General features: G+C 65.5%; 23 protein-coding genes. 4 read left to right on the top strand and 19 right to left on the bottom strand.

The genetic code is table 11. The features are described from left to right. The first annotated feature begins 341 nt into the window (after nt 1-341). Nucleotides 342-1,253, top strand: a complete 912-nt coding sequence (locus Q0L30_RS05185; RefSeq protein ID WP_296652140.1) for a class II glutamine amidotransferase — start codon at nt 342-344, stop codon at nt 1,251-1,253. Nucleotides 1,254-1,351: 98 nt separating this feature from the next. Here the strand turns inward: Q0L30_RS05185 and Q0L30_RS05180 are convergent, their stop codons facing one another. The 6 genes from Q0L30_RS05180 to Q0L30_RS05155 form a co-directional block, all read right to left on the bottom strand. Continuing rightward, nucleotides 1,352-2,077 carry an amino acid ABC transporter ATP-binding protein gene (locus tag Q0L30_RS05180; RefSeq protein WP_296652137.1) on the bottom strand — a complete coding sequence of 242 codons (726 nt, stop codon included), beginning with the start codon at nt 2,075-2,077 and terminating at the stop codon, nt 1,352-1,354. Beyond that, nucleotides 2,074-2,751: a glutamate/aspartate ABC transporter permease GltK gene (gene gltK / locus Q0L30_RS05175; RefSeq protein ID WP_296652133.1), complete on the bottom strand. Its 678-nt coding sequence runs from the start codon at nt 2,749-2,751 to the stop codon at nt 2,074-2,076. Before gltK ends, Q0L30_RS05180 begins: the two co-directional genes overlap by 4 nt. Beyond that, nucleotides 2,751-3,491, bottom strand: a complete 741-nt coding sequence (locus Q0L30_RS05170; RefSeq protein ID WP_296652127.1) for an amino acid ABC transporter permease — start codon at nt 3,489-3,491, stop codon at nt 2,751-2,753. The genes gltK and Q0L30_RS05170 overlap by 1 nt, the downstream gene beginning before the upstream one ends. A gap of 120 nt (nt 3,492-3,611) precedes the next feature. After that, nucleotides 3,612-4,505, bottom strand: coding sequence for a glutamate/aspartate ABC transporter substrate-binding protein (locus Q0L30_RS05165; protein WP_296652124.1), 894 nt, complete (start codon nt 4,503-4,505; stop codon nt 3,612-3,614). Nucleotides 4,506-4,707: 202 nt separating this feature from the next. Further along, nucleotides 4,708-6,009 (bottom strand): Glu/Leu/Phe/Val dehydrogenase, encoded by a 1,302-nt coding sequence (locus Q0L30_RS05160; protein ID WP_296652121.1) that lies wholly within the window; start codon nt 6,007-6,009, stop codon nt 4,708-4,710. Nucleotides 6,010-6,205: 196 nt separating this feature from the next. After that, nucleotides 6,206-7,156 carry a LysR family transcriptional regulator gene (locus tag Q0L30_RS05155; protein WP_296652118.1) on the bottom strand — a complete coding sequence of 317 codons (951 nt, stop codon included), beginning with the start codon at nt 7,154-7,156 and terminating at the stop codon, nt 6,206-6,208. Nucleotides 7,157-7,473: 317 nt separating this feature from the next. Here Q0L30_RS05155 and purB point away from each other — a divergent pair, with 317 nt between their 5' ends. Next, on the top strand, nt 7,474-8,862 hold the full coding sequence (purB, locus tag Q0L30_RS05150; protein WP_296652116.1) for an adenylosuccinate lyase: 1,389 nt from the start codon (nt 7,474-7,476) through the stop codon (nt 8,860-8,862). A gap of 110 nt (nt 8,863-8,972) precedes the next feature. Here the strand turns inward: purB and Q0L30_RS05145 are convergent, their stop codons facing one another. The 4 genes from Q0L30_RS05145 to edd form a co-directional block, all read right to left on the bottom strand. Continuing rightward, a complete protein-coding gene (locus Q0L30_RS05145; RefSeq protein ID WP_296652113.1) occupies nt 8,973-9,479 on the bottom strand; it encodes a gluconokinase in 507 nt (168 codons plus the stop codon). 117 nt (nt 9,480-9,596) lie between these two features. Further along, nucleotides 9,597-10,955, bottom strand: a complete 1,359-nt coding sequence (locus tag Q0L30_RS05140; RefSeq protein ID WP_296652111.1) for a gluconate:H+ symporter — start codon at nt 10,953-10,955, stop codon at nt 9,597-9,599. A 247-nt stretch (nt 10,956-11,202) separates the two neighbouring features. Continuing rightward, nucleotides 11,203-11,856 carry a bifunctional 4-hydroxy-2-oxoglutarate aldolase/2-dehydro-3-deoxy-phosphogluconate aldolase gene (gene eda, locus Q0L30_RS05135; RefSeq protein WP_296652108.1) on the bottom strand — a complete coding sequence of 218 codons (654 nt, stop codon included), beginning with the start codon at nt 11,854-11,856 and terminating at the stop codon, nt 11,203-11,205. Between the two features lie 2 nt (nt 11,857-11,858). Beyond that, a complete protein-coding gene (gene edd / locus Q0L30_RS05130) occupies nt 11,859-13,778 on the bottom strand; it encodes a phosphogluconate dehydratase (protein WP_296652105.1) in 1,920 nt (639 codons plus the stop codon). Between the two features lie 297 nt (nt 13,779-14,075). On the opposite strand from edd, the gene Q0L30_RS05125 reads away from it, so the two are divergent. After that, the gene (locus Q0L30_RS05125) at nt 14,076-14,924 is read left to right on the top strand and encodes a MurR/RpiR family transcriptional regulator (RefSeq protein WP_296652102.1); all 849 of its coding nucleotides are present in this window, start codon (nt 14,076-14,078) and stop codon (nt 14,922-14,924) included. 129 nt (nt 14,925-15,053) lie between these two features. Here Q0L30_RS05125 and Q0L30_RS05120 read toward each other — a convergent pair whose 3' ends face one another. The 9 genes from Q0L30_RS05120 to bamE all read right to left on the bottom strand — a co-directional run bounded on the left by Q0L30_RS05120 (nt 15,054) and on the right by bamE (nt 25,018). Continuing rightward, the gene (locus Q0L30_RS05120) at nt 15,054-15,470 is read right to left on the bottom strand and encodes a CopD family protein (protein ID WP_296652099.1); all 417 of its coding nucleotides are present in this window, start codon (nt 15,468-15,470) and stop codon (nt 15,054-15,056) included. 131 nt (nt 15,471-15,601) lie between these two features. Next, nucleotides 15,602-16,873 (bottom strand): glutamate-5-semialdehyde dehydrogenase, encoded by a 1,272-nt coding sequence (locus Q0L30_RS05115; protein ID WP_296652096.1) that lies wholly within the window; start codon nt 16,871-16,873, stop codon nt 15,602-15,604. 202 nt (nt 16,874-17,075) lie between these two features. Further along, nucleotides 17,076-18,293 (bottom strand): DNA polymerase III subunit delta, encoded by a 1,218-nt coding sequence (gene holA, locus Q0L30_RS05110; RefSeq protein ID WP_296652093.1) that lies wholly within the window; start codon nt 18,291-18,293, stop codon nt 17,076-17,078. A gap of 38 nt (nt 18,294-18,331) precedes the next feature. Beyond that, complete coding sequence (lptE, locus tag Q0L30_RS05105) at nt 18,332-18,883, bottom strand: LPS assembly lipoprotein LptE (RefSeq protein ID WP_296652091.1); 552 nt, start codon at nt 18,881-18,883, stop codon at nt 18,332-18,334. Between the two features lie 106 nt (nt 18,884-18,989). Then, nucleotides 18,990-21,584, bottom strand: a complete 2,595-nt coding sequence (gene leuS / locus Q0L30_RS05100; RefSeq protein WP_296652089.1) for a leucine--tRNA ligase — start codon at nt 21,582-21,584, stop codon at nt 18,990-18,992. A gap of 258 nt (nt 21,585-21,842) precedes the next feature. After that, nucleotides 21,843-22,277, bottom strand: a complete 435-nt coding sequence (locus Q0L30_RS05095) for a biopolymer transporter ExbD (protein ID WP_296652086.1) — start codon at nt 22,275-22,277, stop codon at nt 21,843-21,845. A gap of 27 nt (nt 22,278-22,304) precedes the next feature. Continuing rightward, nucleotides 22,305-23,015 carry a MotA/TolQ/ExbB proton channel family protein gene (locus Q0L30_RS05090; protein ID WP_296652083.1) on the bottom strand — a complete coding sequence of 237 codons (711 nt, stop codon included), beginning with the start codon at nt 23,013-23,015 and terminating at the stop codon, nt 22,305-22,307. 100 nt (nt 23,016-23,115) lie between these two features. Then, a complete protein-coding gene (gene dapB / locus Q0L30_RS05085) occupies nt 23,116-23,913 on the bottom strand; it encodes a 4-hydroxy-tetrahydrodipicolinate reductase (RefSeq protein ID WP_293038390.1) in 798 nt (265 codons plus the stop codon). Between the two features lie 178 nt (nt 23,914-24,091). Continuing rightward, nucleotides 24,092-25,018 carry an outer membrane protein assembly factor BamE gene (gene bamE / locus Q0L30_RS05080; protein WP_296652079.1) on the bottom strand — a complete coding sequence of 309 codons (927 nt, stop codon included), beginning with the start codon at nt 25,016-25,018 and terminating at the stop codon, nt 24,092-24,094. A gap of 125 nt (nt 25,019-25,143) precedes the next feature. Between bamE and fur the strand changes: the two genes are divergently transcribed. Next, nucleotides 25,144-25,572 (top strand): ferric iron uptake transcriptional regulator, encoded by a 429-nt coding sequence (gene fur, locus Q0L30_RS05075; RefSeq protein WP_296652077.1) that lies wholly within the window; start codon nt 25,144-25,146, stop codon nt 25,570-25,572. Nucleotides 25,573-25,712: the final 140 nt, after the last annotated feature.

The raw sequence follows: 25,712 nt of genomic DNA, 5'->3' as shown, positions 1-25,712 counted from the left end.
CGATTACGGACTAAAACAAGGCAAAAACACGCAAATGCGGCGCAGCGAGGCTAATCGGGCAAACCGGTGCGCGCGTGCGGCGCAACGGACAATGCGCTCACGCTGGCGGGCGGCACGCTCCAGAAACGCCAGTCCGCGCACGGAACCGCCGGTTGCCGGTCTGCTCACGCCGTCCGGTATCAGCTGCGCACGTCATGCGCCGCGCAGCCGCGCCCCGAAAAGGAAGGCCCGCGAGCCGCAGCCGGGTGATATGCTTGGAAAATCATCATTGTACCGGGCGGCCAGACAACCACGCGGGCAATCACGCCGGTAGCCACGCCCCGCCGTACCACGCATCAGATATGTGCCAACTTCTCGGAATGAACTGCGCCGCGCCGACGGACGTCACGTTCTCCTTCACCGGATTCGCAGCGCGCGGCGGCGTCACCGATCACCACGCCGACGGCTGGGGCATCGCGTTCTTCGAAGACAAGGCCTGCCGCCTCTTCATCGACCACGAAGCGTCCGCGCGCTCGCCCATCGCCGAGATGGTCAAGCGCTACCCCATCAAGTCGCGCAACACCATCGCCCATATTCGCAAGGCCACGCAAGGGCATATCCTGCTCGAGAACTGCCACCCGTTCATGCGCGAACTGTGGGGCCGCCACTGGATCTTCGCGCACAACGGCGATCTGCAGGACTTCAATCCGGCCATGTCGGGCGTCTATCATCCGGTCGGCACAACCGATAGCGAACTCGCGTTCTGCGCGCTGCTGGAAGGGTTGCGCAAGGCGTTCCCGGGTTCGCAGCCGCCGCTCGACGAACTCTTTGCGGCGCTCGAATCGCTCACGCGCGACATCACGCAGTTCGGCGTGTTCAATTTTCTGATGTCGAACGGCCAGGCGCTTTTCGCGCACTGCTCGACGCATCTTTACTACCTCGTGCGCCGATGGCCGTTCTCGACCGCGCATCTCGTCGACGCCGACGTCTCCATCGACTTCGCGAATTACACGACGCCGGAAGACTGCGTCGCGGTGATCGCGACCTCGCCGCTCACCGACAACGAAGTCTGGACGCGCTTCGCACCCGGCGATCTGCTGATGTTCCAGCACGGCGACGTGGTCGCGCAGGCGCGCGTGCCGGTGCCGCAAAGTGTGCTCGACAAGCTGAAGAATCCGTCGACGGACGCCTCGGCGAGCGCGCCCTGCCCGCCGCCGGCCAGCGAGACTGTGGACGTCGCAACCGCTGCCGCGATGCAGACCTGGGGCGACTAGCGTCCGCTGCAACGCAACGCAAAGCGCCGCGCGGGTCATCGGCCCGCGCGGCGTTCTTCGTTTCAGCGCAACGCTTAATGCAACGTCTGGCGCAACGCTCAGTGCAGGATCTTCGCGAGAAAATCCTTCGCGCGATCCGACTTCGGATTCGCGAAGAAATCCTGCTTGCGGTCGTCCTCGACGATCGCCCCCTGGTCCATGAAGATCACGCGATGCGCGACCTTCTTCGCAAAGCCCATTTCGTGGGTCACGCACATCATCGTCATGCCTTCCTGTGCGAGCTCAACCATCACGTCGAGCACCTCGTTGATCATCTCGGGGTCGAGCGCCGAGGTCGGCTCGTCGAACAGCATCGCGATCGGATCCATCGAGAGCGCGCGCGCAATCGCCACGCGCTGCTGCTGGCCGCCCGACAGCTGGCCCGGAAACTTCTCCGCATGCGCGCGCAGGCCCACGCGGTCGAGCAGTTTCATGCCCTTCTCGGTCGCCTCGTCCCTGCTGCGGCCGAGCACCTTGATTTGCGCGAGCGTGAGGTTTTCGGTGATCGAGAGGTGCGGGAACAGCTCGAAGTGCTGAAACACCATGCCCACTTTCGACCGCAGCGCCGACAGGTTGGTCTTCTTGTCGCCCACGCTCTGGCCGTTCACGAGGATCTCGCCCTGCTGGAACGGCTCCAGGCCATTGACGGTCTTGATGAGCGTCGACTTGCCCGAGCCCGACGGCCCGCACACCACCACGACCTCACCTTTCTTCACTTCGGTCGTGCAGTCGGACAGCACCTGAAAATGACCGTACCACTTCGAAACGTTCTTGATTGAAATCATCTTGCGACCTTTTTCTGAAAGCCTCTCACAAGGCCCGACGCGACCACGCAAATGACGAAATAGCAGGCGCCCGCGAACAGTACCATCTCGACGGTCGTGCCGTCACGGTCGCCGATATTCGCCGCGGTGCGGAAGAAGTCCGCGAGGCTGATGACGTAGACGAGCGAGGTGTCCTGAAAGAGCACGATGGCCTGGGTGAGCAGCAGCGGAACCATCGCACGAAACGCCTGCGGCAGCACGATGTACCGCATCGCCTGGCCGTAGCGCATGCCGAGCGCGAACGACGCGTTCACCTGCCCGCGCGACACCGCCTGAATGCCGGCGCGAATAATCTCCGAATAATAAGCCGCCTCGAAGAGCGAGAACGCCACCATCGCCGAAGCGAGCCGGATGTCGATGTCGGGCGAAAGATGGAGCACGCTTTGCAGCACTTGCGGCACGATCAGGAAGAACCACAGCAGGACCATCACGAGCGGAATCGAGCGGAACACCGTCACATAGCCCTTCGCGAACCATTCGAGCGGCTTGACGCCCGAAAGGCGCATGAGCGCGAGCAGCGTGCCCCACAGAATGCCCACGACGATCGCGCACAGCGTGATCTTGAACGTGACGATCGTGCCGGTCCACAAGGTCGGCAGCGCGCCCGGAATGCCGCTCCAGTCGAAATGATGCATCACTTGCCTCCGATGTAGCCCGGCAGCCGGCTCCGCCCTTCGACCCAGCGCATCAGCGCCATGACGACAAGGTTAATCAGGACATACGCAAGCGTGACCGCGATGAACGACTCATAGGCCTGCGACGTGTAGTCGACGAGCTGGCGCGCCTGCGCGGACAGATCGAGCAGGCCGATCGTCGACGCCACGGCGGAGTTCTTGAAGATGTTGAGGAACTCGGACGTGAGCGGCGGCACGATGATGCGGTAGGCGACCGGCAACAGCACGTAGCGATAGGTCTGCCATTGCGTGAAGCCCATCGCGAGGCCGGCGGCGCGCTGGCCGCGCGGCAGCGCGTTGATGCCCGAGCGCACCTGCTCGCACACGCGCGCTCCGGTGAAGAGGCCAAGACAGATGATCGACGACGAAAAGAACTGCGCGTTGGGCGGCAATTGCTTGAACCAGTTGCCGAGCGACGGCGGCACCAGTTCCGGTATTACGAGGTACCAGATGAAGAACTGAACGATCAGCGGGATGTTGCGAAACACAGCGACATAGACAGTGCCCGCGCCCGAGGCCCATTTATTCGGCACCGTGCGCAGCACGCCGAAGAGCGACCCCACGACGAGCGCGATCACCCAAGCGGCGAGCGACACGGTGACCGTAACCCACAAGCCCGAGATCAGCCACCCGAGATAGGTGGTGGGCTCGCCAGTCGAGACCGGGCTGAGCAGAATGCCCCAGTTCCAGTGGTAGGACATGAAGCGTCTCCCGTGAGAAGAGCGGAAGAAGCAGTGCTTCTTCCGCTCCGCACCAAAATCCGGTCAAGAACCGGTTAAAAAACCGGCTAACGGAATAAAGGAGTAACGGACTGGCGACGCCTAGTCGATCGCCTTGTCGTTCGGGTTCTTGAACAGCGCCCGCATGTCGTCGCTAAGGGGGAAGTTGAGGTTGAGGCCCTTCGGCGGAATCGGCGACTCGAACCACTTCTTGTAGATGACTTCGCCTTGACCCGAGGTCTGGATCTTCGCGATGGCGTCGTCGGCGACTTTCTTGAACTCGGGGTCGTTCTTGCGCATCATGCAGCCGTAAGCTTCACGCGACTGCGGCGTGCCGACAATCACAAAATCGCCCGGATTGTTCGACTTCGCACGCTCGCCCGCGAGCAGCGCATCGTCCATCATGAACGCGACCGCGCGGCCCGTCGAAAGTGTGAGGAACGACTCGCCGTGGTCCTTCGCGCTGATTATGTTCATGCCCATGCTCTTGTCCTGGTTCATCTTGCGCAGAAGACGCTCGGACGTCGTGCCTGCCGTCGTGACGACGGTCTTGCCCTTCAGGTCGGGGAAATCCTTGATGCCCGATTCCTTCTTCGCCATGAGGCGCGTGCCGATCACGAAGATGGTGTTCGAGAACGCCGCCTGCTGCTGACGCTCGGCGTTGTTCGTGGTCGAACCGCACTCGAAGTCCACCGTGCCGTTCTGCACAAGCGGAATCCGGTTCTGCGACGTGACCGGCACGAGCTTGATCTTCAGGTTCGGCATGTTCAGCTTCTGCTTAACCGCATCGACGATCTTCAGCGCGTAGTCCTGCGAGTAGCCGATCACGTTCTGCTTGTCGTCGTAGTACGAGAACGGAATCGACGATTCGCGGTGGCCGAGCGTGATGACGCCGGTGTCCTTGATCTTCTTGAGCGTGCCGGAATCCTGGGCGTGGGCGCCCGCGGCGACGAACCCGAGCGTGGCGCAAACGAGCGCAACCTTCTTGATGTTCATTTTGCTCTCCTGTGCGAGAAACGCACCCAGTGTAGCAAAGTAATCATTTTGAAAGCATTAACCAGAACCCTGACGGCAGCGCCCGGCAGCGCGGAACGTGGCGCGCCTTCCGGAAATGCAAAAGCGGACGGCCCCGCCAAGGTCCCGTCCGCTTCTGACTACTGCGCAAGCAGCGGGTGCAAGCGCACCCGCGTCGTTTCGATCAGGGATACAGGCCGCGCAGTTCGCGCGCCATCAGAATGCGCTTGCACGCAACGATGAACGCCGCCGTACGCATCGATACGCCCTGCTCGCTCGACACTTGCCAGACCGCGGCGAACGCTTCGCGCATCACGCGCTCGAGACGCTCGTTGATCTCCGCTTCGGTCCAGAAGAAGCTCGAGAAATCCTGTACCCACTCGAAGTACGAAACGGTCACGCCGCCCGCGTTCGCCACCACGTCCGGGATCACGAGGATGCCCTTGTCGTGCAGGATGTCGTCGGCTGCCGTCGTGGTCGGGCCGTTCGCGCCTTCCACGATGATCTTCGTGCGGATCTTCGCCGCGTTCTTCTCGGTGATCTGGTTTTCCAGCGCGGCCGGGATCAGGATGTCGGTCTCGATGGTCCAGAACTCGTCGTTCGAGAGGACATCGGCGCCGGCGAAGCCCGCCACGCCACCCGTCTTCGCGACGTGCTCAAGCAGCGCGGCCGAGTCGATGCCGCTGCTCTTGTGGAGCGAGCCGGTGTGATCCTGCACTGCAACGACGCGAGCACCGGCTTCCTGGAACAGACGCGCGGCGATACCGCCCACGTTGCCGAAACCCTGCACGGCGATGCGTGCGCCTTCGATCGACATGCCCTTGCGGCGCGCCGCTTCGCTGCCGACGACGAACACGCCGCGGCCCGTCGCTTCGCGGCGGCCGAGCGAGCCGCCGAGCGCGATGGGCTTGCCGGTCACGACGCCCGTGGCCGTTTGGCCCTGGTTCATCGAGTACGTGTCCATCATCCACGCCATGATCTGCTCATTCGTGTTGACGTCCGGCGCGGGAATGTCCGTGTTCGGTCCGATGATGATGCCGATTTCGCTCGTGTAGCGGCGCGTCACGCGCTCGAGTTCGCCACGCGAGAGCGTGCGCGGATCGACGCGGATACCGCCCTTCGCGCCGCCGTACGGCACGTTCACAGCAGCGTTCTTCACCGACATCCATGCGGACAGCGCCATCACTTCGGACAGCGTGACGTCCTGGTGATAACGCACGCCGCCCTTGCCGGGACCGCGCGAGACGTTGTGCTGCACGCGATAGCCTTCGAAGTGCGCGACGGTGCCGTTATCGAGTTCGATAGGGACGTCGACGATCAGAATGCGCTTCGGGCGCTTGAGCGTTTCGAGCCAGCGCGACAGCGAGCCGAGATACGGCGCGACGCGATCGACCTGGCGCAGGTAGTTGCCCCAGGGGCCGAGGTTGTCGGCCTGGAGATAGGAAGGAACCGATGAAGGTGCTGCGGACTGCATTTGCGATGACATGAACGCTCCGACGTCGAACAAGTGGTGCCATTGTCAGAAAAGGCCCACACGAAATCCAATGCCGTTTGCTCATCCCGTTATGCTTTTCGTGCATAACGTTCGCAAAGCGAAAAAGTGTGTTGCGCGTGCGCGCTTACGGTTTCGTTGGCTTCATCGGTTTGTTGTCCGGTTTGTTCTCCGGTTTGTTATCCGCCTGTCACCCGCCCTTCGCGAGTTCCTCGCGCACCGCGTCCCACACGCCGCCGACAAGCGCACGGCGCGCTTCGTCCGGCGCGGCGAGCTTGTCGCGGTAGAGGCGGATTTCCATGTCGAGCGTGAACTGCCCGCCGGGCGTGCCGCGCGTCGCGCGGTCGAGCCGGATCAGATGGCCCTGCGCGACAGCGTCGTCCACCGCGCTGCTCGGCAGGAACGCAATGCCGTGGCCCGCGAGCGTCATCGCCTTGAGCCCCTCGGCCATGTCGGTTTCGTAGACGCGGTCCAGATAAAGACGCGTCGGTGCGTTGCCGATGATCACCTCGGTCATGCGGCCGAGGTAGGCGTTCGGCGTGTACGAAAGATAGGGCGTGGGCGCGTCCGGCGTGCCGGGCAGCGTGTAACGCGCGCGGCCTGCGCGCTGCACGGCGGAGTAAGGACTGATCGATTCGATGCCGAGCGTGAGCGTGTCGTAGCGTGCGGGATCGAGCGTCACGGGATGGCTCGGATGGTGATAGCCCATCACGAGATCGCAGCCGCCCTCGACGAGCGAGAGCACCGCGTCGTGCACGTTGAGTGCGCGCAAGCGCGTGTGGATGCGGCCGAGCTTCCCTTCGAGGCGCAGCAGCCAGCTCGGGAAATACGTGAGCGAAAGCGTGTGCGGCACGGCGAATTCGATCGTCGCCGCGGGCGCTGTCGTGTGGCCGCGCAGCAGCGTGCGCGCCTCGTGGAACTGCGAGAGCATCGCGAGCGCCTGCTCGTTGAATACCTGGCCCGCGGCCGTGAGGCGCGTCGGGTAGACGGAACGATCGATCAATTCCGTGCCGAGCCATGCTTCGAGCGCCTGGATGCGTCGCGAAAACGCCGGCTGCGTGACGTGCCGCAGTTCGGCGGAGCGACTGAAGCTATGCGTTTCCGCCAGCGAAACGAAGTCTTCGAGCCATTTGAGTTCCATGCGAATTGCGGTGACGGTGACGTGAAGTCCGCATTCTAGGCCCACCGGCGCACGTCAGGGGCTCGACTGCGCCGTCTTGCATCAGGCGGACACCAACGGACACGCAGGGACGCGAACTGACACGACGGGACGAAGCGGGATGCAGCGGGACACAACGGGACGCAGCGGAACGCAAGGCGCAGCCGGGCGGCCCGGCGCGCTCCGGCCGCCCGGAGCGTGGTGATAAAATACGCGGTTCCCGCCGTCTTGCATCTGGCCTTCATCTGACCGTCTTCTGACCATTACCGAGCGTAACCCCCCGCCGTTACGTCCCCATCATGTCCGACACCCGTCCCGATACCCTCTTTGCGCTCACCGCGCTCTCTCCGCTCGACGGCCGCTACGCCTCGAAAACCGAAGCGCTGCGCGACTGGCTTTCGGAAGCCGCGTTCATGCGCCACCGCGTGACGGTGGAGATCCACTGGCTGATCGCGCTCTCGCACGCCGGTTTCGCGGAAATGCCGCGCTTTTCCGAAGCGTCCGAGCAGTTCCTGCTCCAGCTCGCCGCGAACTTCACGGCACACGACGCCGCGCGCATCAAGGACATCGAGCGGGTGACGAACCACGACGTGAAGGCCGTCGAATACTGGCTCAAGGAATCGGTGAAGGGTCAGCCGGAACTGGAGCGCGCGAGCGAGTTCATCCACTTCGCCTGCACCTCCGAAGACATCAACAACACGTCGCACGGCCTGATGCTCGCGGGCGCGCGCGAACACGTGATCCTGCCCGCGCTGCGCTCGGTGCATCAGCGCCTCGTTGCGCTCGCACATGCGCACGCCGCGCAGCCGATGCTCTCGCGCACGCACGGCCAGCCCGCCAGCCCGACCACGCTCGGCAAGGAAATCGCCAACGTCGCCGCGCGCCTCGCGCGCGCCATCGAGCGCATCGAGAAAGTCGAGCTGCTCGGCAAGATGAACGGCGCGGTCGGCAACTTCAACGCGCACCTTTCGGCGTACCCGGAATTCGACTGGGAAGCGTTCTCGAAGGAAGTCGTCGAGCAACGCCTGAAGCTCACGTTCAATCCGTACACGATCCAGATCGAGCCGCACGACTACATGGCCGAACTGTTCGACGCCATCTCGCGCGCGAACACGATCCTGCTCGACCTCGACCGCGACGTGTGGGGCTACATTTCGGTCGGCTATTTCAAGCAGCGCACGAAGGCCGGCGAAATCGGCTCGTCGACGATGCCGCACAAGGTCAACCCGATCGACTTCGAAAACTCCGAGGGCAACCTCGGCCTCGCGAACGCCACGCTGCGCCACCTCGCCGACAAGCTTCCGGTCTCGCGCTGGCAGCGCGACCTGACCGACTCGACGGTGCTGCGCAACATCGGCGTCGCGTTCGGCTACTCGCTGCTCGCGTACGACGCGCTGATCCGCGGTCTCGACAAGCTCGAAGTGAACCCGCAGCGTCTGAACGACGATCTCGACGCGACGTGGGAAGTGCTCGCCGAGCCGGTGCAGACGGTGATGCGCCGCTACGGCATCGAGAATCCGTACGAGCAGTTGAAGGAACTCACGCGCGGCAAGGGCATTACGCGCGAAGCGCTGCAAACGTTCGTGAGCGGCCTCGCGATTCCCGAAGACGCGAAAAAGCGTCTGCTCGAGATGACGCCCGCGTCGTACGTCGGCAAGGCGGTCGAACTCGCGAAGCGTATTTCGTAAGCGCGTCTCGCAAGCACATCCCTGCCGCGGTCGGCTCAGTCGGCCTTGCGGCAATAAAAAAGCGCTCGATTCGTCGAGCGCTTTTTTCGTTTACCGCTGCGCGAACCGCGTCAGGCTTGCATGCCGCGCGTTGCCAGTTGCTTCATGACTTCGTCGACGATCTGCTCGGGCGCGAGCTCCACGTTGACCACGATCGCCTCCTCGGCGCCCGGCTCCTCCAGCGTATCGAGCTGGCTTTGCAACAGCGACGGATCGAAAAAATGTCCGGTACGCGCTCCAAGCCGCGCGTGCAGCACCTCGAAGGTGCCCTTCAGATAAACGAAGCACACGTCGCGGTCGGCGCCGCGCAGGATGTCACGGTACGAACGTTTGAGCGACGAGCACGTGAACACGGCCGTTTCGTGCGCGCGCTGCTTCTCGTCGATGGCCGCGCGGATGGTGCGCAGCCATGGCCAGCGGTCGTCGTCGGTGAGCGGAATGCCGTCGTGCATCTTCTTCTTGTTGGCGGCGCTGTGGAACGCGTCGCCATCGGTGAAGCCGCAGTGCAGGCGCTCGGCCAGCAACTCGCCAATGCGTGTCTTGCCTGCTCCCGACACGCCCATCGCAATCAAAATCATTTTTGGCTCCTGTCGACCAGAGTTAGTGCTTTAGTGCTTACTCTGATCCCATGCAAAGCTAGCGACCCAAGTTGACGCTTCAGCGCTTACTCTGGTCCCATGCAAAATATTTTCGCGTTACAGCACGGCCGCAAGCGCGAAAGTCAGCCCGAGTCCCATCAGGGAAATAATCGTCTCACACAGCGACCAGGTCTTGAAGGTCTGCACGACGGTCATGCCGAAGTACTCCTTGATCAGCCAGAAGCCGCCGTCGTTCACATGCGAGAAGATCAGCGAGCCCGAACCGGTCGCGAGCACGAGCAGTTCCGGCTTGACAGTCGAAGCGCTCGCGGCTGCAATCGGCGCGACGATGCCGCAGGCCGTCGTCATCGCGACGGTGGCCGAGCCGGTCGCGAGCCGGATCAGCGCCGCGACGAACCAGCCGAACAGGAGCGGCGAAAGGTGAGCCGACTCCGCCACCGCGACGATCTCCTTCGAAATGCCGCTGTCCATCAGCACGCGGCCAAAGCCGCCGCCCGCGCCGACGATCAGCGTGATGCCCGCGATAGGCGCGAGGCAGTCGCCGCAGAACTTCTGGATCTGCTCGCGCGTGAAGCCCTGTCGCGCGCCGAAGGTCCAGAAGCTCACGAGGACGGCGATCAGCAATGCGACGTCGGTCGTGCCGATGAATTTCAGCAGGCCGTTGGCCAGCGTCCTGGGCGCGAACACAAGATCCGCCCAGCTCCCCATCAGCATGAGGATCACCGGCAGCAAAATCGTGAAGACCGTAATGCCGAAGCCAGGCAGCTCGCTGTCAGCCTTGGGCTTGACGGCGACGAACTGCGCGGCGAGCGGGTTGTCCTCGGGCAGCTTGATTGCGCGGTGAATGAGCAGCGCGAACAGCGGACCGGCGACGATCGCGGTCGGCACCCCGACGATCAGACCGTAAGCGATGGTCTTGCCGACGTCGGCGTTATACGCCTGCACCGCGAGCAGCGCAGCCGGGTGCGGCGGAATCAGGCCGTGGACGACCGACAGGCCCGCCACCATCGGCAGGCCGACGAGCAGCAGCGACTTGCCGGTACGCTTGGCGACGTTAAACGCGATCGGAATGAGCAGCACGAAACCGACTTCGAAAAACACCGGCAAGCCGACAATCACGGCGACGAACATCATCGCCCAGTGAATGTTCTTTTCGCCGAACCAGCGGATCAGCGTCGTGGCGACGCGCTCCGCGCCGCCGGACTCGGCCATCATCTTGCCGAGCATGGTGCCGAGGCCGACCACGATTGCGATGTGGCCGAGCGTATTGCCGTTTCCGGTCTCGAACGACTTGACGATCTGATCCATCGGCATGCCGACGGCAAGGCCGAGCAGCAGCGAGACGATGATCAGGACTAGAAACGGATAAATCTTGTAGCGCGTGATCAGCAGGATCAGCGCAGCAATCGCGATGAGCGCGTAGACCAGCAGCATGCTGCCGTGGGCCACTCCCATGAGACTCCTCCACAGGTGATGTTCGAGACGCGTTCACGCATCCAGCGCGCAAGACGCAATGGTCGCCGCCAAGGCTGGAGGCCGAGGGTGTAGAGGTTACAACGACTTGAGTTACGGCTGTTTATAACAGCACAAACCGCGCAAGGCGTAACCCTTGCGCGGTTTGTCGCACCGTCGCAAACCAGCCGGTTTTCAATGCGCCGCGAGTCCGGAGGCTACTGCTCCGAACCCGCGCGCCACGCGCGCGTCAGCGCACGGGACGCGACAACTCGCTTGCCGCGCGCGCGAGGCGCGTGACTTCGGCCCAATCCTGCGCCGCAAGCGCGGCCTTCGGCGTGAGCCACGAGCCGCCCACGCACACGACGTTTGGGAGTGCGAGGAAATTCGGCGCCGTTTCGGGCGTGATGCCGCCGGTCGGGCAGAACTTGAGCGTCGGGAACGGGCCGTGGAATGCGTTGAGCATCGCGATGCCGCCCGCGGGCACGGCTGGGAAAAACTTCACGATCTCGTAGCCCAGTTCCATAGCGAGGATGATGTCCGACGGCGTCATGACGCCCGGCAGAAGCGGCAAACCCGCCTCGATCGACGCATCGTGCATCTCGCGCGTGAGACCCGGCGAGACGCCGAACTGCGCACCGGCCTGCTTCGCGAGCGCGCATTGCTCCGGCTTCGTGATCGTCCCGACGCCAACTGCGATATCCGGTGCGATCTGCGACGCACGCTGGATCGCGTCGAGGCCGGCTGCCGTGCGCAGCGTGATTTCGAGGACCTTCACGCCGCCTGCGTACAGCGCGCGCGAAACGTGCTCGCCCTGCTCGGCGGTTTCGAAGGCGAGCACCGGAATCACCGGGCCGAGGCGGACGATGTCAGCTACCGACGTGGTTGGCAGATGCGTTGCCATAGTCATGCTCCTTGATGTTGGGTTGCGGTCGCCTTGCGGGCGTGGGCGGCCGTCGCGTCCGCAGCTTTGCTGCCTGCTTTGCTGCCGGTTTCGCCGACGAGGGCGCCGAACACCGACGCGCCCTGCTCCGCCGGCGCCGCAGCGGCGCGAAACACGCCGAACAGTTCGCGGCCGAAGCCGGCTTCGTTGCTTTCCTGATGCGCGGGCTGCGCGACCGGGCGCGCGTCCCATTCGGCTGCGTCGACTTCGACGTCGAGCACGCCTTCGACGGCGTCGATCACGACGATGTCACCGTCGCGCACCTTGCCGATCGGGCCGTGCAGCAGCGTCTCGGGCGAGACGTGGATCACGGCGGGGACCTTACCCGACGCGCCCGACATGCGCCCGTCCGTCACGAGCGCGACGTGAAAGCCCTTGTCCTGCACGACGCCGAGCAGCGGCGTGAGGCGGTGCAGCTCCGGCATGCCGTTGGCGCGCGCGCCCTGCAAGCGCACGACGGCCACGAAGTCGCGTTCGAGTTCGCCGCGATCGAACGCTTCCTGCACGGCTTCCTGCGAATCGAACACGATTGCGGGCGCACGCACCTTGCGGCGCTCGGGCGCAACCGCCGAAACCTTGATGACGCCGCGCCCAAGACGCCCCTGCATAAGGCGCAGGCCGCCGTCCGGCTGGAACGGCTCGGCGAGTTGGCGCAGCACGGCGGTGTCGGCGCTTTGCTCGACCGCATCGACCCAGGTGAGCTTGCCGTCGAGCAGCTTCGGTTCTTTCGTGTAGTGGCGCAGGCCCTTGCCCGCGACGGTCGTGACGTCTTCGTGCAACAGCCCGCCGTCGAGCAGCTCGCGCACGAGGAACGCGATGCCGCCCGCCGCGTGGAAGTGGTTCACATCGGCCTTGCCGTTCGGATAGACGCGTGCGAGCAGCGGAACGGCGTCGGAGAGCGCGTCGAAGTCGTCCCAGTCGATGATGATGCCCGCTGCGCGCGCAATCGCCACGAGGTGCATCGTGTGGTTCGTCGAGCCGCCCGTCGCGAGCAGCGCGACGATGCCGTTGATGATCGCGTGCTCGTCGATCACGTGGCCGATCGGCGTGTAGTTGCCGCGCTCGACGGTGAGATCGAGCACGCGGCGCGCCGCCGCGGCAGTGAGTTCGTCGCGCAGCGGCGTGTACGGATGGATGAACGCCGAGCCCGGCAGATGCAGGCCCATCACTTCCATCAGCATCTGGTTGCTGTTGGCCGTGCCGTAGAAGGTGCAGGTGCCCTGGCTGTGATAGGCCGCCGCCTCGGATTCGAGCAGCGCGTCGCGCCCGCACTGGCCCATCGCGAACTGCTGGCGCACCTTGGCCTTCTCGTCGTTGGACAGGCCGCTCGCCATCGGGCCGGCAGGCACGAAGATCGCGGGCAGGTGGCCGAACTGCAGCGCGCCGATCAGCAGACCCGGCACGATCTTGTCGCAGATGCCGAGGCACAGCGCCGCGTCGAACATGTTGTGTGTGAGCGCAACCGCCGTGCTCATCGCGATCACTTCGCGCGAGAAGAGCGACAGCTCCATGCCCGCATTGCCCTGTGTGATGCCGTCGCACATCGCGGGCACGCCGCCCGCGAACTGCGCAACGCCGCCGTTTTCGCGGGCCGCTTCCTTGATGATGTCCGGGTAGTTCTTGTAGGGCGCGTGGGCCGAGAGCATCTCGTTGTACGCCGAGACGATGCCGATGTTCGGCTCGCGGATCGACTTGATCGCGATCTTGTCGCGGCCTTCGAGCCCCGCGAAGCCGTGGGCGAGATTCGCGCACGAGAGCACGCCGCGCGCCGGGAACTGGTCCTGCGCGGCGGCGATACGTGCGAGATAAGCCTCGCGCGTCGGCTTGCTGCGCTCGATCACGCGCCGCGTGACCTTCATCAACTGGGAATGCGGGGAAACCATCGAATCTCCTTCCTCTCGGCCTGGCGGGACACATGGGCTGACGCATGGACTGACACACGTGCCGGATCGGACGTCCAGTCAGCAATGGCGCGATGTTAGTAGAAAAACTACAAGCCCGCAATCCTGCGCAACCCTGGCGTTTGCCCTAAGGGGCAGGCGCTTAATTCCCACAAATAGCGGACTATTCCCAACGCCGCCTGTTCGGCATTGCAATTTTGGCCGCATGGATGTAGTTTTTGTACACGTCCTCCGATCCGCTATAGTCCACGGATCTTTCAGCATAGTGCGAGTTTTCCGATGCTGCTGTCCCAGGTGAAGGCCATACGCGAGCAGTTGCGCCCGTCCGAGCGCAAGCTCGCCGATTACATCGTCGATGCGGCGCGCGAAGTGCTCGACCTCTCGATGACCGAAGTCGCGCAGCGCGCGGGCGTAAGCCAGCCGACCATTGCGCGGTTCTGTCACGCGCTCGGTTTCTCGGGATTTCGCGAGTTCAAGATCCGGCTCGCACAGGCCGTGGCCGCGGACCTGCCGCCCGCGGTCTATCGCGACGTGCGCCCCGACGAGCCCGTGCCGGGCGTCGCGGCCAAGGTGCTCGACCGCACCATCGGCGCGCTGCTGCAGGTGCGCAACAATCTGTCCGCCGACGCGCTCGCCGAGGCCATCGCGCTGCTCGCGAACGCCAGGCGCATCGAGTTCTACGGCGCGGGCGGCTCGGGTATCGCCGCGCAGGACATGCAGCACAAGTTCTTCCGCCTCGGCATGCCGAGCGTCGCCTACGCCGATCCGCACACGTTCCTGATGTCGTCTGCGTTGCTTGGCGCGGGGGACGTGGTCGTCGCGATCTCGAACACGGGGCGCACGCGCGATGTCGTCGACGCCGTGCGCACGGCGCTCGACCGCGGCGCGAAGGTGATCGCGATCACCCACGGCACCTCGCCGCTCGCGCGTCTCGCGACGGTCGGCCTGCACGCGAACGTCGACGAAGACACGGACATCTTCTCGCCGATGACCTCGCGCACGTCGCACCTCGCGATCGGCGACATTCTCGCGGTAGGCGTCGCGCTGCAGCGCGGCCCGGAACTCACGGAAAAACTCGCGGGCGCGAAGGAGATCATCGCGCGCCGCCGCCTCGATCCGGTCGGTTAGGCGAGGCGCTTTACAGCGCGTGGAGGAGGGAATTGCGCGGGCTGGTTGCGCCTGCAGTCGGTGCAGACCCGACGCAGACGCGGCGCAAGACGACGGGCGGCATCCGCGCCGCCCGCGAGAGACGAAGAATCAGAACGGCTTGAGCACGACGAGCGCCACGGCCGCCAGCATGCCGAGCACCGGTAGTTCGTTGAACAGGCGATACCACTTGTCGGAGCGGCGGTTCTGGCCGCGCTCGAAGGTCTTCAGAAGATGCCCGCAATAGTGGTGATAGACGATGAGCAGCACGACCACGCCGACCTTCGCGTGAATCCAGCCCTGGCCGGACCCGATGCCCACCACGAGCCACAGCCACAGACCGCACAGCAGCGCGGGCACGGCGATGATCGTCATGAAACGGTACAGCTTGCGCGCCATGAGCAGGAGGCGCTTCACGGCGGCGGGCTCGGTTTCCATCGCCAGATTCACGAAGATACGCGGCAGGTAGAACAATCCTGCAAACCAGGACGCGATTAGAACAATGTGAAACGTCTTGACCCAAAGCATCTGGCGATCCTTCCTGTCTGCTTGATTGACTAGAGCACGCCGGCCAGACAAATGTGGCACAAGCGGCAGCACGAGCGGCCCGGACATGCACGAAAGAGAGTGGCGCGCGCCGTCGCGCGCGCCGCACAGAATTATTGCCGTCCTTCGCCGTGGCCGAAGACCACGTACTTGAGCGACGTCAAGCCTTCGAGGCCGACCGGGCCGCGCGCGTGCAGCTTGTCGTTCGAAATGCCGATCTCCGCGCCGAGGCCGAATTCGAAACCGTCTGCAAAACGCGTCGAGGCGTTCAGCATCACGCTCGCCGAATCCACTTCGCGCAGGAAGCGCATCGCGCGGTCGTGATCTTCGGTGACGATGGCATCGGTGTGCGCCGAGCCGTACGTGTTGATATGGGCAACCGCCTCGTCGAGGTGGTCCACCACCTTGATCGCCAGCACCGGCGCGAGGTATTCCGTGCTCCAGTCCTCTTCGGTCGCGTCCACGAGCGGGCCGACGCCCGCAGCGGCGAGAATCGCGCGCGCCGCGCCATCGACGCGCAACTCGACCTCCTTGTCGCGATACAGGCGGCCAAGCGGCGGCAGCACTTCGTGCGCGATGCCGCGCGCGACCAGCAGCGTTTCCATCGTGTTGCAGGTGCCGTAGCGGTGCGTCTTCGCGTTATCGCAGACGTTGAGCGCCTTCGCGATATCGGCGCGGTCGTCCACGTAGACATGGCAGATGCCGTCGAGATGCTTGATCATCGGCACGCGCGCCTCGGCCATCAGGCGCTCGATCAGGCTCTTGCCGCCGCGCGGCACGATCACGTCGACATATTCGGTCATCGTGATGAGCTTGCCCACCGCCGCGCGGTCGGCCGTCTCGACCACCTGCACCGCTTCCTGCGGCAGCCCCGCCGCCGCCAGCCCTTCGCGGATCAGCCCGGCGAGCGCCGTGTTGCATTCGAGCGCCTCGGAGCCGCCGCGCAGGATCGTCGCGTTGCCCGACTTCAGGCACAGCGCCGCGGCGTCGATCGTCACGTTCGGCCGCGATTCGTAGATGATGCCGATCACGCCGAGCGGCACGCGCATCTGGCCCACCTGGATGCCGCTCGGGCGGTACTTGAGGTTGCTGATCTCGCCGATCGGATCGGGCAGCGCCGCCACCTGGCGCAGGCCCTCGACCATCGTCTTGAGCGCCTTGTCCGACAGCGTGAGCCGGTCGATGAAGGCCGCGTCGTGGCCCTTGTCCTTCGCGCGCGCGAGGTCGCGGGCATTCGCGTCCTTGAGCTGCTGCGCCTCACGCTCGATGGCCTGCGCCACCGCTTCGAGCGCGGCGTTCTTCGCGGCGGTCGTAGCTCTCGCCATCGCGCGCGAAGCTTCGCGGGCGCGGCGGCCGAGGTCGGTCATGTACTGGTCGATATCCATATGTGTGTCGTGATGAGGCGCGTGCAGCGTGTGCAAACGTAGCCTGGAAAGCACGCTGGAAAGAATGATTGTAAGGCCGGTGCCCAAGGTACGCCCGGTGCGCCCGTCCCGTCCGGTGAGCGGCGGCGAGCGCACGTGGCACCCGCTGCGCCCGGCGCGCGAAAGCAGGCGCCGGCCTGCAGGCCTCGTGAGCCCTTGCGGCTCAGCCCGGCCTGCGCGCCAGCCCTGCGGACGGCGGTCGGCCGCCCGGCTGCGTGCGGCCCGCAGGCCCTGCCGCGCCGCGCGCAGCAGGAGCGGCCGATGGCCGCGCCCCGGCACCCGCAGCACCCGCAGTGCCTGCGTCACGCGGCGACGCGACGGTCATCGCGAGTTCGAAGAGCCCGTCCCAGGCGTCGGGCGGCAGCGCGTTGCGCCACTCGCCGCGCGCCTGCGCCGACAGTCCCTTGACCTGGCGGTCGAGCCGCGCCGCCGTCGCGAGCGCGCGTTCGAGCGCCGCATCGGTCAGACGCGAAAGCGCCGGGCCGATCAGCCGCTCGCGCGGTCCCCACACGCGGTTCTCGCGCAACAGCATCGCGAGCGGCTTGCCCGCCGCGACGCCGCGCTTGATGCGCAGCAGCGTGCGGATTTCCTCGACGACGGCCCACAGCACGAGCACCGCAGCCTCGCCTTCGCCGCGCAGGCCGTCGAGCATGCGCGCGAGCCGGCCGACGTCGCCGGTCAGCATCGCTTCGTTGAGCTTGAAGACGTCGTAACGCGCCACGTTGAGCACGGCGTCGTGAATCTGCTCGAAGCTCAGCACACCTTGCTCGTAGAGCAGGCCGAGCTTCTGGATCTCCTGATGCGCCGCGAGCAGGTTGCCCTCCACGCGCTCGGCGACGAACTGCAGCGCACGCCGCCCGTCCTCGCCGGGCGCGACGCGCTGGCCCTGCTGCGCGAGCCGCTGACCGATCCAGTTCGGCAGTTGCGCGCGCTCGACGGGATCGATCTTCAGCGCGACGCCGGCTTCGGCGAGCGCCGAAAACCAGGCCGACTTCTGCGTCGCCGCATCGAGACGCGGCAGCGTGACGAGCGTGAGCACGTCAGCAATCGCAACCGATCCGGCCGCCGACCTGGCCGATCCGGCGAGCGTCTTCAACGCGTCGGCGCCTTCCTTGCCCGGCTTGCCCGAGGGAATGCGCAACTCGACGAGCTGGCGATCGCCGAACAGTGACATCGACTGACTCGCGCCAAGCAGCGAACTCCAGTCGAACCCGCGCTCGACCGTGAACACCGACCGGTCCGTGAAGCCCGCCGCGCGCGCGGCCGCGCGAATGCGGTCGCACGCCTCCTGGGCGAGCAGATGCTCGTCGCCATAAACGACGTAAAGCCCGGCGAGCCCTTTTGCGAGGTGCGGTTCGAGTGCGTCGAGTCGCAGTTGCATGGATGGCGCTTACGTGTGGTCGGAGAGAATGCCGCGCATCAGAGCGGCGGCGGCGGCAGCGGCGCGGCCGGCGCCACGCCCGGCACGACCTGGTCGGGCGTCGGCGTCAGCGTCTTCAGGACCGCCAGCCGGCGCGTAAGCTGATCGACGGCATCGTTTTGCATGTCTGTGAACAGCAGGTCGGCTTCCGTCACTTTGGCCGTGGAGAACTGGGTGCTGTAGGTCATCGCGCGGTTCAGCGCGATCACGCTCGGCTGGATCAGCAGGGTGCCGTCGGGCTTCATCAGCACGTAGTTGAGCGAATAGTTGATCTGGTATTCCTGGACCACGCCGAGCTCATTGAGCGTAAGCGTGCTGAAACTGCGCCCTTCCGAGACGCGCAGGACGGCGTCGGCGTTGGACATCGACTGGACCACCACCGAATCGCTGCCCCCTTCGACGAGGCGCGCGATGCGCGCCGCGACGGGCGGCGGCGCGCCGACGATGGCGAGGCGCTTGAACGCGAAGTCCTGCTGCCCGCGCAACTGGAATCCGCACGCCGAGAGCATCAGCGCGCTGCCTGCCAGTAACAGAAACGATCTGCGAATCACATAAGCTCCCGGGTTCGAGACAGGCTCGGTGCGAGGGCGGCACGCCGTGCGTCCCGCCCTCGCCGCAGCGAGTCTCTCCACATCAATCGCCGCATCAGTCGCTACATCAAACCACGACGTTCACGAGACGGCCCGGCACGACGATGACCTTCTTCGGCGCGCGGCCTTCCGCGAACTTCACGTACATCTCGTGCGCGAGCGCCGCAGCTTCGATCGCGTCCTTGCCTGCGTCCTTCGCGACGGTCACCGCGCCGCGCACCTTGCCGTTCACCTGCAGCACGAGTTCGATTTCGGCCTGCTCCAGCGCCTTTTCGTCGACCTTCGGCCAGGGCGCGTCGAGCAGCGTGCCGAATTCACCGGCATAACCGAGTTCCTGCCACAGACGATACGTGATGTGCGGCACGACCGGATACAGCACGCGCAGCAGCACGCCGAACGTCTCGCGCTGCACGCCGGCGCCCGCGCCCTTCGCGCTGTCGATCGCGTTGAGCATCTTCATCGCGGCCGACACGACCGTGTTGTACTGCAGACGCTGATAGTCGAAGTCGGCCTGCTTGAGCACGCCGTAGACTTCGCGGCGCAGCGCCTTTTCGACGTCCGTGAGCGTAGCCACGTCGAGCGCCGCACGCGCGTTGAGCGCCTGCGCGTTCGCATGGCCGAACGCCCACACGCGGCGCAGGAAGCGGCTCGCGCCTTCGACGCCCGCGCCCGACCATTCGAGCTGCTGCTCAGGGGGCGCGGCGAACATCGTGAAGAGACGCGCGGTGTCCGCGCCGTACTGGTCGATCAGCACCTGCGGATCGACGCCGTTGTTCTTCGACTTCGACATCTTCTCGACGCCGCCGAGCACGACCGGCTGGCCATCGGCGTTGAGCGTCGCGCCGATCGGGCGGCCCTTGTCGTCATGCGTGACGGTGACGTCGGCCGGGTTGTACCAGGTCTTCTTGCCCGACGCATCCTCGCGATAGAACGTCTCGTTGAGCACCATGCCCTGCGTGAGCAGGTTCTTCGCGGGCTCGCCGAACTTCACGAGGCCGAGGTCGCGCGAAACCTTCGCCCAGAAGCGCGAATACAACAGGTGCAGGATCGCGTGCTCGATGCCGCCGATGTATTGATCCATCGGCATCCAGTAGTCGGTGCGCTCGTCCACCATCGCCTTCGCATCCGGCGCGGCGTAGCGGTAGAAGTACCACGACGAGTCGACGAAGGTGTCCATCGTGTCGGTTTCGCGCTTCGCGGCGGCACCGCACTTCGGGCACTTGCAGTTCAGGAAGGCTTCGGACTTCGCGAGCGGGTTGCCCGTGCCGTCCGGCACGAGGTCTTCGGGCAGCACGACCGGCAGGTCCGCTTCGGGCACCGGCACGTCGCCGCAATCCGGGCAATGGATGATCGGGATCGGCGTGCCCCAGTAGCGCTGGCGCGAGATGCCCCAGTCGCGCAGACGCCACGTGACCTGCTTGTCGCCGAAACTGTGCGCCTTGAGGTCGGCGGCAACCGCGTCCACGGCTTGCTGATAATTCAGGCCGTCGAACTTGCCGCTGTTGATGCAGACCGCGCGCTCCTTGTCGCCGTACCACTCCTGCCAGCCTTCGAGCGAGTAGGTCTCGCCTTCCGCGGCGATGACCTGCCGGATCGGCAGTTCGTACTTCTTCGCGAAGGCGAAGTCGCGCTCGTCGTGGCCCGGCACGCCCATCACCGCGCCTTCGCCGTAGCTCATCAGCACGTAGTTGCCGATCCACACCGGCACCGCTTCATTCGTGATCGGGTGCGTGACGGTGAAGCCGGTCGGGAGACCCTTCTTCTCCATCGTCGCGACGTCGGCTTCCGCCACGCCGCCGCGCTTGCATTCGTCGATGAACGCCTGGAGCTGCGGCTTGCCTTGCGCGAGGCGCGTGGCCAGCGGATGCTCGGCGGCGATCGCGCAGAAGGTCACTCCCATGATCGTGTCGGCGCGCGTGGTGAACACGCGCAGCAACTTCTTCTCGCCGTCGAGTTCGTACGGGAAGCCGAAGTTCACGCCGAAGCTCTTGCCGATCCAGTTCTGCTGCATGATCTTCACGCGCTCGGGCCAGCCGAGGTCGCCGAGATCGCCCAGCAGTTCATCGGCGTACTGCGTGATGCGCAGGTAGTACATCGGGATTTCGCGCTTTTCCACGAGCGCGCCCGAGCGCCAGCCGCGGCCGTCGATCACCTGCTCGTTGGCGAGCACGGTCTGGTCGACCGGGTCCCAGTTCACCGTGCCGGTCTTCTTGTACGCGATGCCCCTCTCGAGCATCTTCAGGAAGAACCACTGGTTCCACTTGTAGTAGTCAGGCTTGCAGGTGGCGATCTCGCGCGACCAGTCGATGGCGAGACCCATCGACTGCATCTGGCCCTTCATGTACGCGATGTTGTCGTACGTCCACTGCGCGGGCGGCACGCCGTTGGCCATCGCGGCGTTCTCGGCGGGCATGCCGAACGCGTCCCAACCCATCGGCATCAGCGTGTTGTAGCCGTTCATCCGCAGATAGCGGTACATCACGTCGTTGATCGTGTAGTTCCGCACGTGGCCCATGTGCAGCTTGCCCGACGGATACGGCAGCATCGAGACGCAATAGAACTTGGGCTTGTCGGTCGTTTCGGCCGTCAGGTAAGCGTCGTTGGCGCGCCATTCGCCTTGCGCGGCGGATTCGACGTCGGTGGGAACGTATTTTTCGAGCATGGTGTGGGTGGGAAACGCTGATTCCGTGCCGCGTGCACCGGAGCCGGCAATTCTGGCAATTCGCTTGGCCGGCGGGTAGCGGTGGCTTTTCTGGGCCCTTTTTACAGGGAAACGGTGATTATACCGTTGAGTTGACCGCGCTTTCCGCCCTGCGGGGTTTGGTCCGCAAGGCAAGCGATCGGGAGAGCGCGGCGGCGCGCGCCCGGGCAGTCCGACAGACACCGCCGGTGAGTTGGCAACTGAGCAACGGCGCCGCGCTCAGTGCTTGCCGGGCGGCGGCGGCTCGGTCACGAAGCCGATGCGCGCAATCCCCGCCTGCTGCGCCGCGCCCATGACCTGGGCGATCACGTCGTAGCGCGTCTCGCGCGCGGCGCGCAACTGCAGATCGGGCTGGGCATCCTCGGCCGCCTTGCCTGCGGCGGTGAAACGCGCCCGCATCTCGTCGAGCGAGACCGGCTGGCCGTTCCAGTCGATCTTGCCGGCGGCGTCGATGGACAGCGTGACGGTTTGCGGCGTCTGCCGCGTGGAGTCGGCGGCGACCTGCGGCAGGTCGAGCCGGATCGCGTGCGTGAAGAGCGGCGCGGTGATGATGAAGATGACGAGCAGCACGAGCATGACGTCGATGAGCGGCGTCATGTTGATTTCGGCCATCGGTGCCGAGCCGTGCTTCTTGTCGAGTCCGCCGAATGCCATCAAATGCTCCTTCGCGCGAGCGCTGCGTCAGTCGGGGTCGGATTCGAGCGCTGTTTGCCGCCGCTGCGCCGCGCCGGCAGGCTGGCACACGTAGGCGTGCAGATCGTGCGCGAAGCCGTCGAGATCGTCGCCGAGCTGGCGCGCGAGCCGCCCGAGCACGTTATAGGCAAGCACGGCAGGAATCGCGACGACGAGGCCGAAGGCCGTCATGATGAGCGCCTCGCCCACCGGGCCCGCGACGTTCTCGATCATCGCCTGCCCGCTCGCCGCAATGCTGCCGAGCGCGTGATAGATGCCCCACACGGTGCCGAGCAGGCCGACGAAGGGCGCCGTGCTGCCCACCGAAGCGAGCAGCACCTGGCCGAATTCGAGCCGCCGCTGCGAGGCCTGAAGCGCGCCGCGCAGCGCGCGCAGCACGCGTTCGCTGCGATCGACGCGGGCAAGCAGCGCGCCGGACGTATCGGCTTCGGCCGCCGCCAGCGCCGCTTCGGCCAACGGCAGGAACACGCGCTCGCGGTCCGCGCTTCGCATGAGCGCGACGCCCTCCGCGAGCGTGCGCGCCTGCCAGAACCGCGCGACCGCCTGCGGCCCCTGCCGCTTCGCCCGCACGAGCATCCAGCTCTTGACGATCAGGAAGCACCAGCTCGCGATCGACATCGCGAGCAACACCCACGCCACGGCATGCGTGACGGCGTCGCTCGTCTGCAGATAGTGAATGACTCCGGTACCCGCTGCCATCGGACCTCGCTACCCGGAAAACCGGCCTGTCAGCCAAAGAGCCAGCCTGGGAACTGGCCGGGGAACCGACCGGCGCCGGAGCCGGATCGGAACGCGCGGCTCAGCGCAGGCCGAGCACGTCCTGCATATCGTACAGCCCGTGCGCCTTGTCTTCGAGAAAGCGTGCGGCGCGCACGCTGCCCTGCGCGTACGACAGGCGGCTCGACGACTTGTGCGTGATTTCGATGCGCTCGCCGATGCCCGCAAACAGCACCGTGTGGTCGCCGACGATATCGCCGCCGCGAATGGCCGAAAAACCGATCGTCGACGGATCGCGCTCGCCGGTCACGCCGTGGCGCCCGTAGACGGCGCAGTCGTCCAGACTGCGGCCGAGCGCGTGCGCAACCGCCTCACCCATCGCCAGCGCCGTGCCCGAAGGCGCGTCGACCTTGTGGCGATGGTGCGCCTCGATGACCTCGATGTCGTAGCCAGTCGCGAAGAAGCGCGCCGCGTACTCCAGCAGCTTGAGCGTGACGTTGACGCCCACGCTCATGTTCGCCGCAAAGACGATGCCGATTTTTTCCGCGGCGGCGGCGAGCTGCGCTTTCTGCCCGGCGTCGAAGCCGGTCGTGCCGATCACCATCTTGACGTTATGACGCTGGGCCGCCGCGAGATGCACGAGCGTGCCCTCGGGGCGCGTGAAGTCGATCAGGCAGTCGCTTGCGGCGAACACGGCGTCGATGTCGTCCGTGACGCGCACGCCGGAGTCCTTACCGAGGAAAGCGCCCGCGTCCTGGCCGACGGCCGCCGAGCCCTGGCGCTCCAGCGCGCCCGACAGCGTGACCTCGGGCGAATTGAGGACGGTTTCGATGAGCATCCGGCCCATGCGGCCCGACGCCCCGGCGATTGCGATTTTCATGCGTACTCCGGCAACGTTGGCGCAGCGCCTTCAATTAAACCTGCTTGAAACCGGCTTGAAACCGGCGTCAAAGCGGCGCTGCGAAAAAAACACGGCGGCCCGAAGCCGCCGGCTAGACGCGAAGCGCAACTCGTTCCAGCCGGTGCGCTTCGCCCTGTAGTGCTTACGGACAGCCCGATCAGCCGCCCGTTCCCGCCGCACCCGACGCAGGCACGGCAGGCGGCGTCGCAAGCGGCGCGCTCTGCGCCGGCGGCAGCGCGTTCGGCTCGCCGGTGCCCTGCGCGCCAGCGGCCGGGCCAACCGGATTGACCGGCTCGGCGCCCTGGACCTGCGGCGCGGGCTGACGGCGGAACTGAACCTGCGACGGCATCGTGCCGACGTTCGGCGGCAGCGCCGACGACGTCGGCGTATTCGCACGCACCGACGGCGTCAAGCCGGACGGCGTCTGCACCGCTTCGGTCGCGCGGTTCGCGGCGGCGGCGGCCTGCGCGTTGGCGCTGGCGTCGGCCGGCAGCGCGCCCGTGGCGGCGCCGAGGTCGGACGACGGCGTGCGCGCGGTGTCGGGGACGGTCGGATTGACCGCTGCGGCGGCCGCTTCCGAAGCCGCTGCCGCAGCGACGGCGGCCGAAACCGGCGCCGGTGCGGCGGCTCTCTTCTTGCCGCTGCGGTCGCCGTCGATTTCGGCGAGCAGTTCGAGGTTGGACGGCAAATCGTCGCCGCCCGACCAGCTGGCGACGCGATCGCCTTCGAACTTCACGACGAAGTCACGCTGCTGCACGACCGCAGTCGAGCCGCGCTTGAAATAGAAGACGTAGTCCCAGCGGTCGTTGTGGAACATGTCGGTCAGAAGCGGTGTGCCGAGCAGCTTGATCACGTCGGCGCGCGACATGCCGACGCGCATCTCAGCCGCGGCTTCCCTGGACACGAAGTTGCCCTGGACGATGGTGATGCGGTACGGCGTGATGCGCTGGGCGACGCGCTGGGTCAGGCTGTCGTACGTGGAGCAGCCGGCCAGCGCCGAAAGCGCCGCTGCGGCCACCAGGGTGCACGCGAGAGCACTCGAAAGGCGGCCGCCCCGGCCGGTCGTTTTGGATTCTGGAATCATTTCCCTCACCGTGCGGGCTTGTCGCGAAGCCGCGCTTGTTCTACGAAGATCTGTGTCGAAGATGACCGGAACAGCAAACCGCATTAACATAAGAGCCTGGTATTGTACTCCAGGGATTAATAGTCATGACCAATCCAGCCGATCTCAAGAATATCGGGCTCAAGGCGACGCTGCCTCGACTCAAGATCCTGGAGATTTTTCAGCACAGCGCGGTGCGCCACCTGACCGCGGAAGATGTCTATCGACACCTGCTGACCGAGGAACTCGACATCGGCCTTGCCACCGTTTACCGCGTGCTCACGCAGTTCGAGCAGGCCGGGTTGCTCACGCGCAGCAACTTCGAATCGGGCAAGGCGGTGTTCGAGCTGAACGAGGGTAGCCACCACGACCACCTGGTCTGTCTCGACTGCGGACGCGTCGAGGAATTCTTCGATCCCGAAATCGAAAAGCGCCAGCAGACGATCGCCGGCGACCGGGGCTTCAAGCTGCAGGAGCACGCACTCGCGCTCTACGGCGTGTGCACGAAGGAGAACTGCCAGTACCGCAAGCACTGATTTGCACGCTGCGCGGTAGAGTAAAACGCAAACGCCACGGCCTTCGGGCCGTGGCGTTTTGCTTTGCGCGCGCAGAACCTGCACCCCGAAAAAAAACCGCCCCGAGAGGCGGTTTTTCGTACTACGAGGCAGTGCAGGTA

Origin of the sequence: Paraburkholderia sp., from assembly GCF_024281035.1 — a bacterium.
Taxonomy (GTDB): Bacteria; Pseudomonadota; Gammaproteobacteria; order Burkholderiales; family Burkholderiaceae; genus Paraburkholderia.
The sequence above is the reverse complement of the archived record's forward strand: the minus strand, read 5'-3'. Positions and strand labels throughout refer to the sequence as shown.